At 53.6% G+C, this 17,544-nt stretch carries 16 protein-coding genes; 5 read left to right on the forward strand and 11 right to left on the reverse strand.

Annotated features, from left to right (window positions below; genetic code table 11):
• Nucleotides 1-66 precede the first annotated feature (66 nt).
• Both ACSHSR_RS18700 and ACSHSR_RS18705 read left to right on the forward strand, forming a co-directional pair.
• Entirely contained in the window at nucleotides 67-3,270 is a 3,204-nt protein-coding gene (locus tag ACSHSR_RS18700; RefSeq protein WP_479631035.1) for a mechanosensitive ion channel domain-containing protein, read from the forward strand.
• A gap of 6 nt (nucleotides 3,271-3,276) precedes the next feature.
• Nucleotides 3,277-3,996, forward strand: coding sequence for a glycerophosphodiester phosphodiesterase (locus ACSHSR_RS18705; RefSeq protein WP_101059268.1), 720 nt, complete (start codon nucleotides 3,277-3,279; stop codon nucleotides 3,994-3,996).
• Between the two features lie 32 nt (nucleotides 3,997-4,028).
• On the opposite strand, the gene ACSHSR_RS18710 is transcribed toward ACSHSR_RS18705, so the two are convergent.
• Nucleotides 4,029-4,361 carry a DUF3392 domain-containing protein gene (locus tag ACSHSR_RS18710; protein ID WP_025009366.1) on the reverse strand — a complete coding sequence of 111 codons (333 nt, stop codon included), beginning with the start codon at nucleotides 4,359-4,361 and terminating at the stop codon, nucleotides 4,029-4,031.
• Nucleotides 4,362-4,409: 48 nt separating this feature from the next.
• On the opposite strand from ACSHSR_RS18710, the gene ACSHSR_RS18715 reads away from it, so the two are divergent.
• Both ACSHSR_RS18715 and ACSHSR_RS18720 read left to right on the forward strand, forming a co-directional pair.
• Entirely contained in the window at nucleotides 4,410-5,336 is a 927-nt protein-coding gene (locus tag ACSHSR_RS18715) for a D-2-hydroxyacid dehydrogenase (protein ID WP_025009365.1), read from the forward strand.
• 186 nt (nucleotides 5,337-5,522) lie between these two features.
• Nucleotides 5,523-5,714, forward strand: a complete 192-nt coding sequence (locus tag ACSHSR_RS18720) for a bacterioferritin-associated ferredoxin (RefSeq protein WP_071239104.1) — start codon at nucleotides 5,523-5,525, stop codon at nucleotides 5,712-5,714.
• Nucleotides 5,715-5,775: 61 nt separating this feature from the next.
• On the opposite strand, the gene parC is transcribed toward ACSHSR_RS18720, so the two are convergent.
• Genes parC through nudF form a run of 7 tightly spaced genes read right to left on the reverse strand, consistent with a single transcriptional unit; the run spans nucleotide 5,776 to nucleotide 13,713 of the window.
• The gene (gene parC / locus ACSHSR_RS18725) at nucleotides 5,776-8,043 is read right to left on the reverse strand and encodes a DNA topoisomerase IV subunit A (protein WP_044733649.1); all 2,268 of its coding nucleotides are present in this window, start codon (nucleotides 8,041-8,043) and stop codon (nucleotides 5,776-5,778) included.
• Complete coding sequence (locus ACSHSR_RS18730; RefSeq protein ID WP_096142098.1) at nucleotides 8,043-9,218, reverse strand: PQQ-dependent sugar dehydrogenase; 1,176 nt, start codon at nucleotides 9,216-9,218, stop codon at nucleotides 8,043-8,045. Before ACSHSR_RS18730 ends, parC begins: the two co-directional genes overlap by 1 nt.
• A gap of 47 nt (nucleotides 9,219-9,265) precedes the next feature.
• Complete coding sequence (parE, locus tag ACSHSR_RS18735; RefSeq protein WP_025009362.1) at nucleotides 9,266-11,152, reverse strand: DNA topoisomerase IV subunit B; 1,887 nt, start codon at nucleotides 11,150-11,152, stop codon at nucleotides 9,266-9,268.
• A gap of 53 nt (nucleotides 11,153-11,205) precedes the next feature.
• Nucleotides 11,206-11,781 (reverse strand): YqiA/YcfP family alpha/beta fold hydrolase, encoded by a 576-nt coding sequence (locus tag ACSHSR_RS18740; protein ID WP_479631036.1) that lies wholly within the window; start codon nucleotides 11,779-11,781, stop codon nucleotides 11,206-11,208.
• 35 nt (nucleotides 11,782-11,816) lie between these two features.
• The gene (gene cpdA, locus ACSHSR_RS18745) at nucleotides 11,817-12,656 is read right to left on the reverse strand and encodes a 3',5'-cyclic-AMP phosphodiesterase (RefSeq protein WP_025009361.1); all 840 of its coding nucleotides are present in this window, start codon (nucleotides 12,654-12,656) and stop codon (nucleotides 11,817-11,819) included.
• Nucleotides 12,657-12,671: 15 nt separating this feature from the next.
• Nucleotides 12,672-13,106: a DUF1249 domain-containing protein gene (locus ACSHSR_RS18750; RefSeq protein WP_479631037.1), complete on the reverse strand. Its 435-nt coding sequence runs from the start codon at nucleotides 13,104-13,106 to the stop codon at nucleotides 12,672-12,674.
• The gene (gene nudF / locus ACSHSR_RS18755) at nucleotides 13,087-13,713 is read right to left on the reverse strand and encodes an ADP-ribose diphosphatase (RefSeq protein WP_208135325.1); all 627 of its coding nucleotides are present in this window, start codon (nucleotides 13,711-13,713) and stop codon (nucleotides 13,087-13,089) included. Before nudF ends, ACSHSR_RS18750 begins: the two co-directional genes overlap by 20 nt.
• Before the next feature lie 236 nt (nucleotides 13,714-13,949).
• On the opposite strand from nudF, the gene tolC reads away from it, so the two are divergent.
• Nucleotides 13,950-15,266: an outer membrane channel protein TolC gene (tolC, locus tag ACSHSR_RS18760; RefSeq protein WP_144191551.1), complete on the forward strand. Its 1,317-nt coding sequence runs from the start codon at nucleotides 13,950-13,952 to the stop codon at nucleotides 15,264-15,266.
• A gap of 67 nt (nucleotides 15,267-15,333) precedes the next feature.
• Here tolC and ACSHSR_RS18765 read toward each other — a convergent pair whose 3' ends face one another.
• The 3 genes from ACSHSR_RS18765 to ACSHSR_RS18775 are packed head-to-tail and all read right to left on the reverse strand — an operon-like array spanning nucleotide 15,334 to nucleotide 17,523.
• A complete protein-coding gene (locus ACSHSR_RS18765) occupies nucleotides 15,334-16,071 on the reverse strand; it encodes a TIGR04219 family outer membrane beta-barrel protein (RefSeq protein ID WP_025009357.1) in 738 nt (245 codons plus the stop codon).
• Nucleotides 16,072-16,074: 3 nt separating this feature from the next.
• Nucleotides 16,075-17,046 carry a DUF2333 family protein gene (locus tag ACSHSR_RS18770; protein WP_044733645.1) on the reverse strand — a complete coding sequence of 324 codons (972 nt, stop codon included), beginning with the start codon at nucleotides 17,044-17,046 and terminating at the stop codon, nucleotides 16,075-16,077.
• Nucleotides 17,047-17,058: 12 nt separating this feature from the next.
• On the reverse strand, nucleotides 17,059-17,523 hold the full coding sequence (locus tag ACSHSR_RS18775; protein WP_045283159.1) for a copper chaperone PCu(A)C: 465 nt from the start codon (nucleotides 17,521-17,523) through the stop codon (nucleotides 17,059-17,061).
• Between the last annotated feature and the right edge of the window lie 21 nt (nucleotides 17,524-17,544).

Below are 17,544 nucleotides of genomic sequence, written 5' to 3' on the forward strand. Positions count from 1 at the left end.
ACCCGCTTAACTTAGCTAATATGAGCTGTCGATTAACTCTTTGAATTTAGCTCTTTGAATTTAACTATGGTTCGAGCCTGCCTTCTGCTGTTTTGTCTATTTATCGCCTCCGCCCAGGCCAACTCGCCACTGGGGTTGGATAAACGTCTGGGTCTCAACCAACAAAACACTGAAACCCTGTCGCAGGAGCAACAACTGGCGCAGCTGGAAAAGAGCATTCAGCAACTTGCCGACACCAACCGCAGTTATCAGGAACTGCAACTCAATTTCGAAAGCCGGCGCCAGCATCTTTATGATCAGCTGCAGGAAGCCGCCGCGCCACTTAAGCCCGAACTCCATCAGGATCTGGATCAGCAGGCCTCCATGGCCTACCTGCGTCTTTCTGAACTGAAAGAGAGTGAAACCAGCCTAAGCCAGGCCAACAGCGCCATGCTCAAGCGCCACAGCGAGTTACCTGCCGAAATAGTCAAAATCAGACAGGCACTGCTGCAACAGCAAAAGGCCCAGGCAGTGGCCACTGACAATGCCGCCAAAGAGCTGCAACAGGCGCAGCTGTTATTGCTGGAACAACAACTCACCACGCTGGAAAGCGAGTTGGCAGTCAGCCAACAAAAGCGCGAACTGCATCAGTTACAACTGCAACTGGTACGCAAGCAGTTGCAGCAACAAGAGCTGCTTATCGAACAGCTTAACCGCGCCATTACCGATGCCAGGCAGCAGCAGGTCAATGCCACACTGGCCGAAACCCTCAATGCCGAGGCTGATGGCCGCGATCGCCTGACCACAGAGCTGAGTCTGGCCAACCAGAGATATGGCCAGCAATTGCAGCTACTGACTGAGCAGACCGCGCAGACCATAGCCCTGCAGGAACAAGCGGAGAAGCTGGATCAGTCCCACAGCAAGCAACTGGACAACATCAAGGAGCAGATAAGCTGGGTCAAGATGAACCCGGTTTTCGGTGAGCGCTTTTTGCAGATCCTGCAGTCACTGCCAAAGCCCCCCAACCAAGAGCACCTGCAGACCCAGATAGCCGATGCCAGACTCAATCGCTATCAGATTGAGCAGCAGTTTGCCGCCAATGAGCAACTGCTAACGACCCAATCCTACAGCAATGAATCTCAGCTGCGGCTGCTTGAGTCGCAACAGGCTTTGCTTAATCAACTATTGAAAGGCTATGACACTTATCTCAGTGAACTGGCCAAGCTCAAGAGCAAATATGAGCTGCTCACCGACAGCTACCAGAGGCTCAAGTCCACCCTCAATGAACACCTGTTCTGGGTACCCAATGCCTACAGCATCAGCAAGCTGTGGCTGACGGATCTGCAGCGCTCCAGTCTCTGGCTCTGGCAACAAACCAGTCTGCCTGAGATAAAGCAGGGACTGACCGAACTGAGTCCATACTGGTCCTGGTGGATCATCCTGGTGGTGTTGTGTCTGGTGGCCCAGGATATTCTCACCCCCAGATTCAAGACCATGATGCGCGAATGTGAGGCGCCGGTCGGCAAGGTGACCCAGGATAAGTTCATCTACACCATCCAGACATTAGTGATCAGCGCCGGTTACAGTCTATTCAAACCTTTTCCTATAGTGGCTGCCGGCTTGATTATGCTGCAGTCAGACAGTAATCCCATTCAGGCCATAGGCATGGGTGTACTGGCCATAGGCAGCCTGTACCAGCTCTATCGCTTCATCTATCTGCTGGCGCTGGACAAGGGCCTGCTCATAGGCCATTTCAAACGGCCGCAAGAGGTGATCCGTCAAGGTCAACAGCGTTTTCGCCGCTTTGTCATCATGGCCATGCCTCTGGTGGGCGTCATGGGCTTTACCGAAATTCTCGACTCCTCTCTGGTGCGCAACAGCATAGGCCGCGGTGCCTTTATTCTGTTCTGTATCATGCTGTTTATGCTCTATCGGGACGTACTGACTCTGTCCCGTCGCTACCGTGAAAGCCATCTGGACGACAAGAATAAGCGCCTGCTGCAAAAGCTGCTGTGGCTGCTGCTGTTGCTGGTGCCGCCACTGAGCGCCGTGTTGGCATTCAGGGGCTACTATTTCACCGCCTTCCAGATGCTGCTGCAGCTGCAGCTTTCTTTACTGCTGGGACTCGGCTTCCTGTTGCTGTACCAGTTGCTGAAACGTTGGATGTTGATTGAAAGGCGCCGCATCGCCTTCGATCGCGCCAAGGCCCGCCGAGCCGAGCGTCTGGCACAGCGGGAAAAAGGCGATACCTCATCGGGCACCAACGATCATCAGGACACCTATGAAGAGCCGGTAGTCGATTTGGAAACCATGTCCAGCCAATCACTGGGTTTGGTGAGATCCCTGCTGCTGCTGGCGTTTCTCGCCTGTTTGGTCGGCCTGTGGACCCAAACCCACACCGCCCTGTTCAGCTTCCTCGACGGCATTACTCTTTGGACAACAACGACTACCGGGGTAGGCGGAGTCGAACAGCCTCTGCCAATCACCATGAAGTCGCTGGTATTCGGCGCCATTGTGGTTGGCTTTTCCATGATGATAGCCACCAACCTGCCCGGCCTGTTGGAGCTGACTTTGCTGCAAAAGCTGGATCTCACCCCGGGAACCGGCTTTGCCATCACCACTGTGACCCGTTACCTGGTGGTCTTTATCGGTATCGTCATCGGCTTTGCCACCCTGGGAATGGAGTGGTCCAAGCTGCAATGGTTGATTGCGGCCTTGACTCTGGGTCTGGGTTTTGGTCTGCAGGAGATCTTCGCCAACTTTATCTCGGGCCTTATCATACTGTTTGAAAAGCCGGTGCGTATCGGCGATACCGTCACTATTCGCGAGCTAACAGGCACGGTTTCCAAGATCAAAATTCGCGCAACCACCATCATAGATTGGGACAGGAAAGAGATTATCATCCCCAACAAGGCCTTTATCACAGAGCAGTTAATTAACTGGTCGCTGTCAGATCCCATTACCCGGGTGATCATCTATGTTTCGGTCGCCAGGGATTCAGATCCTGCCCGGGTGGAGGCCGCGCTCTATCAGGCAGTGAAAGAGTGTGAAAACGCACTGGAAACCCCTGAACCGGAAGTCTGGTTTGCCGGTTTCGGCAAGCACACTCAGGACTATGAAGTCAGGGCTTACGCCAAAGATATGTCTTCCCGCTGGCCGCTGCGCCACGATCTGCACAAGCGGATCAGCAAGAAGCTCAAGGAAAACCAGCTGGAGTTGGCTTACCCTCAGTTGGAAGTGCATATCAGCAACACGCACAACAAAGACACCAGCGGTATTATCAGAGGTTAATCGCAGATGTTGATTTTCGCGCACCGTGGCGCCAGTGGTTATGCGCCGGAAAACACCCTTAAGGCGATGGCGCTGGCACTAGAGCTTGGATGTGAGGCAGTTGAGCTGGATGTACATCATGCCGATGGTGAGCTCTGGGTCTTCCATGACCGCCGCCTGAGCCCCAAGAGCAACGGCAAAGGGCTGCTCGCGCAGCAAAGCAGTCGCTATCTACGGCAGCTGAGGGTCGAGGGAGAACCTATCCCTACCCTGCGCCAGGTACTTGAGCTTATCGAGGGGCGCATGACGGTCAACATAGAGCTCAAGGGAGTGGGTTGCGTCGAGCCTTTTATCCAGCAATACCCGCAGCTACTGCAACTCGGCTACCAGCCAGAGCAGCTGCTGGTGTCTTCATTCAATCATCTCTGGCTCAAACAGGTAAAACAGCAGTTGCCCGACGTACCCGTGGCGCCACTGCTCGAAGGGATAGCTCTCAACCAAGCCGCCGTGGTCAGTGAACTCAAAGCCTGGTCACTGCATCTGGATATCAGCTTTATCAGCCGTGAACTGGTTGCCGATGCTCATCAGCGTGGCGCCAAAGTGTATGTCTATACCGTAGATGATGCCGATGATATCAGGGCACTGGCGGCGCTGGGGGTAGATGGTATTTTTGCCAACTATCCAGACAGAGCCGCCGCCGCATTGACTCAGGAGTCACAAACCGACTACCGCCACTGGTTTGAGTGATTAGTCGTTTGAATGCTCTCTGATTAGCGTGTTCAACTCTGGTTATTGCGCTGGGCCCAGCTGCCGACAAAGATAAAGGTGGCGCTGACCAAGAGTAAAGTCCACAGCGCCGGTAGGTGCGCCAGCTGCCTGGCGAGCCAGGGACTGAGCGCCACTATCAGCATGCCGTAACCAAAGGCGTTGACCAGAATAAAGATCAGCGTGCGCAGCACAAAATTGCGAGCCCCGAGCTTACGGCGCAGAAAACGGTTGAAGTCGGCACCGAACACCAAAATGACGCAGGCAACCATGGCGGTGGCTATCTCATTGAGCCAGGGATAGAGCTGACTGCCCAGCTGGGTCAGCAGTTGCGTAACTGAATCCATTAAAATATAAAATCCATAAAAATAACGAAAACAACAAGGACAGATACTATGGCATACAAGCTGCTGTTACTCACCCGGGAAAATGCTGAATATCGACAGTTGTTGTCAGAAAAATCACTTCCTGGCCTTACTATCCTGGGCGATGACCCGGCCAATATCGCCAGTGCCGATATCTGGCTGGCCGAGCCGGCTCTGGCCCAACCGCTGCTGAGTCACGGCAAGAATCTCAGTTGGTTGCAATCAACCTTCGCCGGTGTCGATAAACTGCTTGGCGCTAAAACCAGGAAAGACTACCTGCTGACCAATGTGAAGGGGATCTTCGGCCCCTTGATGAGTGAATATGTGTTCGGTTATCTGCTCGCCGAAGTTCGCCAACATGCGCTGTATCATCACCAGCAGCAGGAGAAATACTGGCACCCTGGCTCCCTGGCCACCCTACAGGGGATGAAGATGCTGATCCTGGGCACGGGTTCCATCGGCGAGCACCTGGCCGCCAGCGCCAAGCACTTCAAGATGCAGGTCTGGGGTATGAACCGCAGCCAAAGGGCCGTCGCGGGCTTTGATTGCATCATCAGCCCGGCCCAGCTCGATGAGCTTTTGCCCCAGGCCGATGTGGTCGTCAACACTCTGCCGAGCACTCAGGAGAGCCGAGGCTTGCTGAGCAAAGAGAGACTGGCACAACTCAAAGACAGCGCGATACTGTTCAACATAGGCCGCGGCGACGCCCTAGATCTGGATGCCCTGGTGGTCGAACTCGGTCGCAGAAACCGGCTCAAAGCCGTGCTGGATGTGTTTGCCCAGGAGCCGCTGTCACCGCTGCACCCCATCTGGGATTGCCCCAATGCGGTAATCACTCCCCATATTTCGGCGCCCAGCTTCCCGTCTCAGGTGGTCGATATTTTCTCCCGCAACTATCACCACTACCTCAATGCCGAATCACTGGAGAACCTGGTGTACTTCGACAGAGGCTACTAATCCTTACTCTAGCGCGCCCATTCCTCCGGGCGCGGTGCTATTGGCTGACTAAAGACCTAATAACCAACTAAAGGGTGATCTGCCCTAAAATATACCCAAGCGTTATTAGTATTGATAACGGTTTTCATTTAGAATTACAAACTGAAAATTGCCTTCCACTTACCAGCAGCAACCGGAGCCCGATAAATGTACGTTTGTCTGTGTCATGCGATTACGGATACCCAGATAAAGCAGGCAGTCAGCCAGGGAGATGTTAGCCTCAGCGATGTGAAAAAACGCCTCGGTGTGGGTGATCAATGCGGTAAGTGTGTACGGATGGCGACGCAAATCATCCAGAATCAGCTGGATCTCGAGCCCAATTATTACGAAGTCGCCTGATATATTGGGTAAAAAAACAAAAGCCGCATCATGATGCGGCTTTTGTGGTTTCTGGGCCGGGCTACAGCGCCGGCTCCTCCAAACTGACTTCGACACTGTCGACCCTTTGCAGCCCTCTTGGCAGCTTGGCGCCACGACGGCCACGCTCACCACGGTAATGCTCCAGATCGCTGCTCTTCAATGTCAGCTTACGCTTGCCGGCCCAGAGGGTGACATTGGCACCTTCCGGCACCAGATATAGATGGGTCACCAACTCTTCACGATTTTTCGCCCGCTCCGATGGGATGCCGATGATCTTGTTGCCCTTACCCTTGGCCAACTGCGGCAGCGCCTCCATGGAGAACATCAGCATCCGCCCTTCATTGGTAATGGCCAGAATCGAACTGGGTCTGGACTTGTCCAGTTTACGCGGCGTTAAAGCCTTGGCATTGGCCGGCAGTGTCAGCAAAGCCTTACCCGCCTTGTTGCGCGACACCATGTCCTTAAAGGCGCAGATAAAGCCGTAACCGGCATCACTCGCCAGTAGGAAGCAGTTATCATCATCCCCGAGCAATACATGCTCCATGCTCTCCCCTGGGGCCAGATTGAATCTGGTGGTAATAGGTTCACCTTGGCTACGGGCAGAAGGCAGAGTATGGGTATCCGTGGCGAAGGCGCGCCCGGCGCTGTCAATAAACACAGATTGCTGGTTGCTGCGGCCGGCTGCGGCGCAGAGGAAACTGTCACCAGCCTTGTAGGACAACCCGGCGGCGTCTATATCATGGCCCTTGGCACAGCGTACCCAGCCCTTTTCAGACAACACCACAGTCACGGGCTCGGTCGGCACCAACTCCTGCTCAGACAGTGCTCTGGATTCGCTTCTCACCACCAGTGGCGAGCGGCGGTCATCACCATAGGTTTCCGCATCTGCCTGCAGTTCTTTCTTGATCAAGGTCTTCAGGCGGCGTTCCGAACTGAGCAGTTGCTGCAACTTTTCCCGCTCGGCTTCAAGCTCATCCTGCTCACCACGGATCTTCATCTCTTCCAGCTTGGCCAGATGGCGCAGCTTGAGGTCCAGAATTGCTTCGGCTTGCTTGTCTGTCAGCCCAAAGCGGCGCATCAACTCGGCCTTGGGTTCGTCGTGGAAGCGGATGATTTCTATCACTTCATCAATATTGAGGAAGGCAATCATCAAGGCTTCAAGAATATGCAACCTGGCCAGGACTTTATCCAGACGAAATTCCAGACGGCGGCGTACAGTATGAATTCGAAACTCCAGCCACTCACTCAAGAGTTGCTTGAGCCCCTTGACCTGAGGCCGACCATCGAGACCAAGCACATTGAGATTGACCCTGTAGCTCTTCTCCAGATCTGTAGTGGCAAACAGGTGCGCCATCAACTGTTCGATATCGACCCGGTTGGATCTCGGCACTATCACCAAGCGAACCGGACTTTCATGGTCCGACTCATCGCGCAAGTCTGTCACCATAGGCAGCTTCTTGGCCTGCATCTGCGCCGCCAACTGCTCGAGGATCTTGCTGGAGCTGGCCTGGTGCGGCAAAGCCGTTATCACCACTTCACCGTTTTCCACAGTGTAAACCGCACGGGCCTTGATTGAGCCGCGGCCCGATTCATAGACCTTGGCGATTTCGGCGCTCGGGGTAATGATCTCGGCAGCTGTCGGATAATCGGGCCCAGGCACGAATTCCATTAGCCGCGGCAGGTCAGCCTTGGGATTATCCAGCAGCTCGATACAGGCATTGGCCAACTCGCGGGCGTTATGGGGCGGAATATCCGTGGCCATACCCACTGCGATACCGGTAATACCGTTGAGCAGAATATGCGGCAGTCTGGCTGGCAGGACCAAGGGCTCTTTCAGGGTGCCGTCGAAGTTGACGCCCCAGTCCACTGTACCTTGACCTAGTTCGCTGAGCAGTACCTCGGAAAACTTGGATAGCCTGGCTTCGGTATAACGCATGGCCGCAAACGACTTGGGATCGTCCGGAGCCCCCCAGTTACCCTGACCATCCACCAGGGGATAGCGATAGGTAAAGGGTTGCGCCATCAGTACCATGGCTTCGTAACAGGCGCTGTCACCGTGCGGGTGATACTTACCCAGTACGTCACCCACGGTACGGGCCGACTTCTTGTATTTGGCCGCCGCCGATAATCCCAGCTCGCTCATGGCGTAGACGATTCGCCGTTGCACCGGCTTGAGGCCATCGCCGATATGGGGCAAGGCCCGGTCCATGATCACATACATGGAATAGTTGAGATACGCCTCTTCGGTGAAGCGCCTGAGCGGCATCTGCTCCACGCCATCCAGGCTCAAGGCTATCGCATCACTCATTATTCATTTTCCTGTTCAGGTGTCGGCGCATAGTCCGACTCAGATTCAGCATCTTCTGCATCAGTGTCTTTGTAGTACAGGCGGTAGATGTTTCCCTTCAGATCATCCGAAATATAGACGGCGCCATCCGGGGCCATCGCCAGTGAATGGGGTCTGGCCACCGGAAACTCACCATCGAGAAAACTCACCAGGGTGCGGCGATTGCTCACCTGGCGGCCATCGGTTTCCAACACCACTATCTGGTAGCCCACCTTACTGGAACGGTTCCAGGAGCCGTTCTCAGCCAATAAAATCTGGTTGTGATATTCGGCGGGAAACTGGGTTCCCCGATAAAACAGCATCCCCATAGGAGACACATGCGCCGGCAGTTCATAGACTGGCTTGGTAATATTCAGGCTCTTGGGCTCTTCATAGGCAGGCTCCTGCACCGCTTTGCCATGCACATATGGAAAACCATAATGCGCCCCGGCAACATCGACCCGGTTGATTTCATCCGGTGGCAGATTATCCCCCATCCAGTCGCGGCTCATATCGGCAAACCAGAGGCGGTTATCCAGTGGCGACCAGTCAAAACCTATGACATTACGTATTCCGAGCGCTATCTGCTGACTACTGCCCGAGTTCACATCCACGGCAATGATGCTGCCAAAAGGGGCACTGGGCTCACACACATTGCAGGGGGCGCTGATGGCGATATAGAGCCTGTCATCCGGGCCAAAGCGCATGGCTCTGGCGCTTTTCTTACCATTGCCCGGCAGTTGATCATAGACTTCCCGTGCCCGCGGAGGGCGCCTGAGCCTGGGTTCGATATCACGGAATACCACAACCCTGTCTTCCAGAGCGACATAGAGATCGCCCTTGTGAAAAGCCAAGGCCTCCGGGTAATCCAGGCCCTTGGCTATCAGATAACGCTTATCGACCCGGCCATCATTGTTACTGTCGACCAAAGCGTGAATCGTGCCACTCTTGTGAGAACCGACAAACAGGGTACCTTCATCTCCTACTGCCATCTGCTTGGCATCGCCAACATCTGTGGCATAGAGAGAAACACCAAAGCCTTTGGTCACAGTAATGATCATCGACTGAGATGCATTGGCCGCCGCACTCAGCAACGCAACTCCCAGCAGGAGCAAGCCTCCGCCGGCCGCGATACCGACTCTGTTATTCAGGTTCATCATATCCTTGCCTTTAAGTTTTATAGTTATTGGCACATCAAGGGCGATTACAGCTGAGCAAGGTCTCCCTTGGTTTCCAGCCACGACTTACGATCACCTGAGCGCTTCTTGGCCAGCAACATGTCCATCAATGCCACAGTCTCGTCGACATCATCTATGGTCAGTTGTACCAATCTACGGGTGTTGGGATCCATGGTCGTTTCCCTCAGTTGCAGTGGATTCATCTCACCCAGACCTTTAAAGCGGGTGACCTGCACTTTTCCTTTCTTGTTGTCTGCGGCAATCCTGTCAAGAATGCCTTGCTTTTCAGGCTCATCCAAAGCGTAAAACACTTCTTTGCCGATATCGATACGGAACAGTGGCGGCATGGCGATATACACATGCCCTTTTTCAACCAGGGTGCGATAGTGCTTTAGAAACAGCGCGCACAGCAAGGTCGCAATATGCAAACCGTCCGAATCGGCATCGGCGAGAATACATATCTTGCCGTATCTGAGTTCGGAGATATCATCGCTGTCCGGATCGCAGCCTATGGCCACCGAGATATCGTGCACTTCCTGGGAGGCCAGCACTTGGCTCGCTTCCACTTCCCAGGTGTTGAGGATCTTACCCCGCAGCGGCATGATCGCCTGGAACTCTCGGTCTCGGGCCTGTTTGGCACTGCCACCGGCCGAGTCCCCTTCCACCAGAAACAGCTCGGAACGCGCCGGATCCTGACCTGTGCAGTCGGTCAGTTTACCGGGCAGCGCCGGGCCTGAAGTGACCTTCTTACGGGCGACTTTCTTCGCCGCCTTGAGGCGCTTCTGGGCGTTGTTGATGCACATCTCGGCCAGCAGTTCGGCTTGATCTGTGTTGCTGTTAAGCCAGAGGCTGAAGGCATCACGCACCACACCCGACACAAACGCAGAACACTGGCGGCTGGAGAGTTTCTCCTTGGTCTGGCCAGCAAATTGCGGATCTTGCATCTTCACCGACAGAATAAAACTGGCCTTGTCCCAGATATCTTCCGGGCTAAGCTTAATCCCCCTTGGGATCAGGTTGCGAAACTCACAGAACTCACGCATCGACTCGAGCAGTCCCTGACGGAAACCGTTCACATGGGTACCACCAAGCGGCGTTGGGATCAGGTTGACATAGCTTTCGCTGATACTGTCGCCGCCCTCAGGCAGCCAGGTAATGGCCCAGTCGGCGGCTTCCAGATTGGTCTTGATACTGCCGACAAAAGGCTCCTGTGGCAGCGCTGGGGCTTCTTTGAGGGAGTCTTTCAGATAATCGGTCAGGCCCTCTTCATAAAACCACTCATGAACCTCACCGTTTTGTTTGTTGGCGAAACGAATTCTAAGCCCAGGACAGAGTACCGCCTTGGCCCGCAACAGATAAGTCAGCTTGGTGACCGAAAAGTTCGGTGAGTCAAAATAGCTGGGATCGGGCCAAAACTGTACCCGGGTGCCGGTATTGCGGCGCCCGCAGGTACCGGTTTCCCTGAGGCTCTCGGCCTTGTCGCCATGCTCAAAGGCCATTTCATACACTTTGGCATCGCGGCGAACCGTGATCTCAACCCTTTTGGAGAGGGCGTTGACCACAGAGATCCCCACCCCATGCAAACCACCGGAAAACTGATAGTTTTTGTTGGAAAACTTACCACCGGCATGCAGTTTGGTCAGGATCAGCTCGACCCCGGGGATCCCCTCCTCCGGGTGAATATCCACCGGCATACCACGGCCATCGTCTGTGACTTCCAGCGAGTTGTCTGTGTGTAACACCACATCGATTCGGGTTGCAAACCCTGCCAAAGCCTCATCGACACTGTTATCTATGACTTCCTGACCCAAGTGGTTGGGTCGGGTGGTATCGGTATACATGCCGGGACGGCGTTTTACCGGATCCAGTCCGTTCAGTACTTCAATGGCATCGGAGGTGTATTGATTGGTCATAGCGCACACTGTCTTTTATGTTCAGGCCATGGTGGGCCGCGAGGATCTGATTGTCAAGATAAGTGTAAAAAACGGCAGACTGCGTCCAGCTTGTCGCCGTAACCCACAAAACTATGGTTTCCACCGCTTTCCAGCAGCATCTCACAGCAGTGATATTTGCCCAGGGCCTGGCGATAATCCAGCACCTCATCGGCAGTCTGTAATAATACAAAAAAACGATCCGGATTGAGAATGACCGGCGTATCAAATTCAATCAGCTGCTGCTGATGTTGTGGCAATAATTGGTAATGTTCGTCGGTATAAGGGTTGTATTGCGGTCCCAAATAATCACCAAAGAGCTCAAAGGGACGCACCGCCGGGTTAATCAGTACCGCCTTGCCGCCATAGCGCTCCGCCAGCCAAGAAGCAAAATACCCGCCGAGGGATGAACCGATAAACGCCAGTGGCTCGCCCTTGGCTTTGGCCGCTTCGGTCAACTGGATCAGCAACGCCATCGCCACCTTGGGCGAAGTGGGTAGCTGTGGCTGCTCCAGTCGCACACCGGGAAAATGTTGTTCAATATAGGTGCGGGTAAGCACAGCCTTGTCAGACAAGGGAGAACTGTTGAAACCGTGAATGTAGAGCAGCATAGTTCCTCACAAGGGGCCACTGCTCCAAAGCAAATTCAGTAGCCGCTGGCCTCAGCATCCGGTGCGAAGCGCTCGCCCGGGATCCGATAAACATTGGTGAGCATGCTACCATCGGGCTTGAGCTCCAGCAAACGGTAGCCAGGCTGCAGTGCATCCAGCGCAAAATAGGAAGACAAGGGTTTGAATTGAATACAGGTCGATGGTGTCGCCATCAGAGATAACTTGTGAGTTTCACCCTGATATTCTGTATCCAATTGCTGATGAACATGGCCCCAGAGCATGCCCTTGACCTGAGGATAACGCCCCATCTCTTTGAGGAAATGGGCGCCATTGTCCATACAGTGCTGATCCAGCCAAGTGCAGTCCACCAGCACAGGATTATGATGCATCACCAGCAGCACATGTTTGTCCGGTTCGGCGGCTATGGCACTGCGGATGATCTCAATTTCGCTTTCGGCCATATGGCCCCCGGGCTTTCCCCGCACTGTGGAGTCCAGCAAGATAATCTGCCAATTCCCGGCCAATACCCGCCTGTGACCATAGACACGCTCACCCTGCATATGCAGATACATGATCCTGGGGTCATCGTGATTGCCAGGCAGATAATGGCAGGGCAGATTCAGCGGTTTGATGGCTTCGACAAAGTTGCGGTAGGACTCACCTGAGTAATCCTGGCTAATGTCACCACTGGCCAGCAGCATGTCGGCGGGATACTTGACTGCCTGGATGGTATTGATAACGGCATTGAGACTGTTGGCGGTATTTACGCCAAGAAGCTGTCCTTCAGGATCGGCAAACAGGTGAGGATCTGTGATCTGCACCAAACGAACACTCTTGTCCTCAGGAATACTGTATGTGATTGCCTCTTTCAGCACTTTGATTACCCAATCTCAGGACTGACAAACGAGGCGCGCCTGACAGTCTATTTGCAATAACTCCTCCAGGAAGGCGTTTACCTGGTACTTTTCATCGCGGTGGTACATGCGTAAGTTCGGATAATCATACACTGGCCGCAATTGGTAAATCTGTCGGCTGCTTAACACTTCTGCTAATTTAGCATCATGATAAATCCGCACAGTGACCTTGGGGACAGGTATCAATCCGCCCTTCCCTACATGGCGGGAAATACTGACCAACTGGGTATAGCGGGTATTTTCCAGCAGCTCGACATCTAGGCAGCCGAAATCACCTTCTACCTGCCAGCTTTCACCCACTTCACCTTGCTCCGGCAACCAGCGCTGAATATGGCCATAGTTGCGGCCACACAGGGCTAAAAAGCGGCTGACATCCGGCTGGTATTTCTTGTCACTGTCTTTCTTGTTCATTGGCCTGGATTAAACTTTGATAGTTAAGCTGCAACCATTGCAGTCCGAGCACGGTCGAAGCATTGTCGATTTCGCCACTAAGCACCTTGGCATAAGCATCACTGCGGGAAAGCACATGCAACTTAATGTCTTCATGTTCTTCGGCCAAGCCATGCAGCCCTTTGGCCTTGGATGAATCCACCGCCGCCCAATAGAAGAAGAAGCGTTCACTGCAACCTCCGGGGCTGGAAAGATAGCTGCTTACGGCCGAAATTGCACTGGCATTGAGTCCGGTTTCTTCCAAAAGTTCCCGTTTGGCCACCTCATCGGCCACTTCGCCGGGGGCAATCATACCCGCCACCAACTCCAGCAGCCAAGGAGATTCACTGGTTTCCAGCGCAGGAAACCGCACCTGCTCAATCAACACCACTTTGTCTTCTTGCGGATCATAGGGTAAAACCACCACGGCATGGCCGCGCTCAAACACCTCACGAGTCACTTCATCGCTCCAGCCACCGGCAAACAGCCGATGACGGAAACGGTATTCCTCCATATGGAAAAACCCACGGTATAGCGTGCGCTGCCCCAGCACCTGAACATCCTCTTTGGTGAATTTTTCTGCTGCCATTTTCACTCCGCTTTAGCTATAAAAGGTGCAATTTCAAACCACCCGGCACCATTTGCCAATAAAATCTGTTACACTTCCGAATTGACTTGAAAACGGTTGATTTTTTAGTATCAAAACCATTAAGTTTTGCTGTATCGGGAAGCGTCGGGAAGCGCAAACCGCCTTTATCAAAGGCATTAACAGTCTAACGAAGTTGAAACCGCCCGTCACAGGGTGTTTGTCTATAAGGACAGCCAATGAAATTCAAGATCCGCACTTTATGCGCGGCGTTAACGCTCGCAGTTTCTGCCCCGGCCGTTCAAGCCGACGATTTACTTCAGATATATCAGCAGGCATTAACCAATGATCCAGTGGTACTCCAGGCCAAGGCCCAAAGAGACCAGTTGTATGAGAAAATTGAAGAGAATCGCGCACCACTGCTGCCAACCATCAGTGCCAATGTCGGTTATGACAAAGCCTGGAACGATCCCAGTGCCGACACCAGCGGCCTGACAGGTGCGATTAAACTTAACCAGGTCATCTATGATCATTCTGCCTGGGTCGGTTTGAGCCTGGCGGAAAAAGCTGCATCACAGGCCGATGCCGTCTACGCCTCTGCCCTGCAGACACTGATCACCCGAGTAACAACCGCTTACTTTGACGTGTTGGCCGCCAAGGACAACTACGAGTTCAAAGGCGCCGAGAAGCGTGCCATCGAGCGTCAGTTGGAACAAACCAAGCAGCGCTTTGCCGTTGGTCTGACAGCCATTACCGATGTTCATGAAGCACAGGCTCAGTATGATCTGGCGACCGCCGATGAAATTTTGGCAGAGAATCAGTTGATCAACAGCTATGAAGCCCTGCGTGAAATCACAGGTATAGATCACAAGAGCATCGACATCCTGGATACCAACCGCTTCTCTGCGGCCAGCCCAACCCCGGCAGTGCCAGGCGATTGGCTTAAGATGGCCGAGACCAACAGTGTCGACCTGCTGACCCAGCGTATCGGTAAAGATATCGCCCAGGAAACCATCAGCCTCTATAAGGCCGGCCATATGCCGTCTCTGAGCCTGAGCGCCGGTTATACCAAAGGCCTGGAGCAGGAAATCGGCAGCCAGAGCCAACCTGACTTCGATAACGGTACCGTTGGGGTTAACCTCAGTGTACCTATCTTTGAAGGTTTCAAGGTCAGCTCTCAGGTGAAACAGGCGCAATACGCCTATGTTGAAGCCAGCCAGAAGCTGGAACAGACTTACCGCCAGGTAGTCAAAAATGTTCGCAACAACTTCAACAACGTTGGTGCTTCTATCAGCTCCATCAAGGCCTATGAGCAATCAGTGCTCTCTTCCGAAAGTGCATTGAAAGCCACTCAAGCCGGTTTTGAAGTGGGTACCCGTACTATAGTCGACGTGCTGAACCGTACCCGGGATCTGTATGATTCCAAGCGTCAGCTGTCCAACGCCCGTTACGGCTATATCAAGTCAATATTGGCACTGAAACAAGCCACAGGCACCCTGAATGAAGATGACGTCATCTCAATCAACAACGGCCTGACAACTCCTGCACAGCAGTAAGGGAGTTTAACCAATAAAAAACCGCCAACTGGCGGTTTTTTATTGTGACTAGTCGACTGAAACGGAATTAGAACACCAGTTCAACACCGGCAAAGAAGCCGTCAAACTGCATATTACTGCTCATGCCGTTGAAGCCGTTCACGTCAAATTTAAAGTCGCGGTAGCCGGCACGTACCCGGGTATCCAGCGCCACGCCATCAAACTCCCAGCCCAGACCTACTTGGTAGTCATAGACACTGGATTCATTGATACCGGCCAACACATCGGCAAAGGCGTACAAGCCGAAGAAAGGCAGGCCAACCTCGGCATTGGCATAACCCATGACCACACCGCTGTCGATATCACGCTGCTCAGGATGCCCCTTGTCTGCCACCCGGAAAGAACCATCCATCAACTTGTAGGCCCCACCCACATCCAGAGAAACCAGATCATTGTCCAGTAGCTCATAGTAGAGGATAAAGTCTGTGTTGCTCAGGTCGGCCGTAGCATACACATCACCGCTGAAGGTGTGGCCGTTGAAACTGAAGTTGGCATTGCTCATAGCGCCATCTTCTTTCAGGCGGTTTTCGCGGATCTTCAGGTTGGGCAGCAGTGGCACAGGGTGCTCAACGCTGAACCAAAGGCTGTACTGGGCGGAAGAGTCATAGTTGAACTCCTGCTGCGGCTGGCCTTTCTCGGCGAAAGTACCGCTGGCATCTCCTTTCCAGTAATCGGCGCCTACCTTAAAGCCTACGACTGTTGCTGCCTGGGCGGAGGTCGCCATCAAAGAAGCCAGCAAGGCTGTCGCCAATAAAGTCTTTTTCATAAATTAACCCTGTGAAAGCAAGTTGGTTAAATCAATCACCGCGGCATTGGCGCGGGACACATAGTTGGCCATCACCAAGGAATGGTTGGCCACCAAACCGAATCCGGAACCATTGAGGATCATTGGGCTCCAGACTGTTTGCTGAGTCGCTTCCAGTTCACGGATGATCTGTTTGAGACTCACTTCGGCATTCTTTTTCTTCAGTACGTCAGCAAAATCGACCTCAACCGCCTTCATGAAATTCAGCAAGGCCCAGGCAGAGCCTCTGGATTCATAGAAGACATCGTCTATTTGCCACCAGCTGGTCTTAATCTGCTGGCTCGCCAGGTTGGGGGTCGACTGACGCGCGGCACTGTCACCGGCCAGATCGGTATTCAGCCTCTCCTGACCAACACTGGCGGCCAGACGCTGTGACATGCTGCCCAAGCGCTTCTGCACCTCTTTCAACCACTCATTGAGGTTATCGGCACGGGCATAAAACTGGGCATCCGGGTTATTGGGATCCATCATCCGCGCCCGGTAAACCTTCAATAGCTTGATAGCATCGCGATACTCACTCTCGGCACTGGGCACCAGCCAACTGGTATGCTCGATATTCAGCTTGGAGTGTGCTTCCAGCAGATCTTTGTCGGCGGTGGACTGAGACTGGGAGCGGCTGAACTCTTTGCGCATGATCAAGGCGAGATCCCGCACCTGTTCCAGGGCGCCGAACTCAAACGCCGGCATGTTGTCCATCATCACAGAAGGCGGCATCATGTCGTTGGACAACCAGCCTCCTTGCTTATCCAGCAAGGTCTCCATGGTTTCAATCAAGGCGCTGGTAGTGGCATAACCTGTGATTCTCTCGCCCTTTTCCGATGTCATCACCTTGGGCGTCAACACTTCGGGTTCAATACTCCACCAAACACTGATGCCGTATGCGATAACGAACACTATGACCGCTGCACCGACACCTTTTTTCCATGTCATTTGCATCCCGGGTTCTCCTTAATGATGGTGATGATGCTCTTGGGCTGCAGGAGCATCATTGGGGGATTTTACTTCGAGTTCGATATTGAGGGTTTCACCATTGGCAAAACTGAGTGTCATAGGCACTTTTTGCCCCAGCTGCAACGGTGCCTTGAGGCCCATGATCATGATGTGATCGCCGCTGCTTTGCAGCGTCAACTGGCCATGCTCAGGCAGCGGGAAAGCCGCCACATGGCGCATTTTAACCAGGCCATCTTCCTCAATCAGGGTATGCAGCATGGCTTCACGGGCCACAGGGGTGCTGGCAGAAACCAGCTCAGTCGCCGCGCCATGGTTGCTGAGTGTCAGATACGCCGCCGTATTGGGAACAGAAGCGGGCATGGCCCGGATATATCCTTGTTCGAGCATTATGTTCGAGGCGAAGGCGCTGGCACTGATGCCGGCCAGCAAGATAACTTTAAACAGTTGTTTGAATATCGCCATCTATGTCTTAAACTCCATGTA

The sequence above is a fragment of the Shewanella sp. VK101 genome (genome assembly GCF_056497865.1).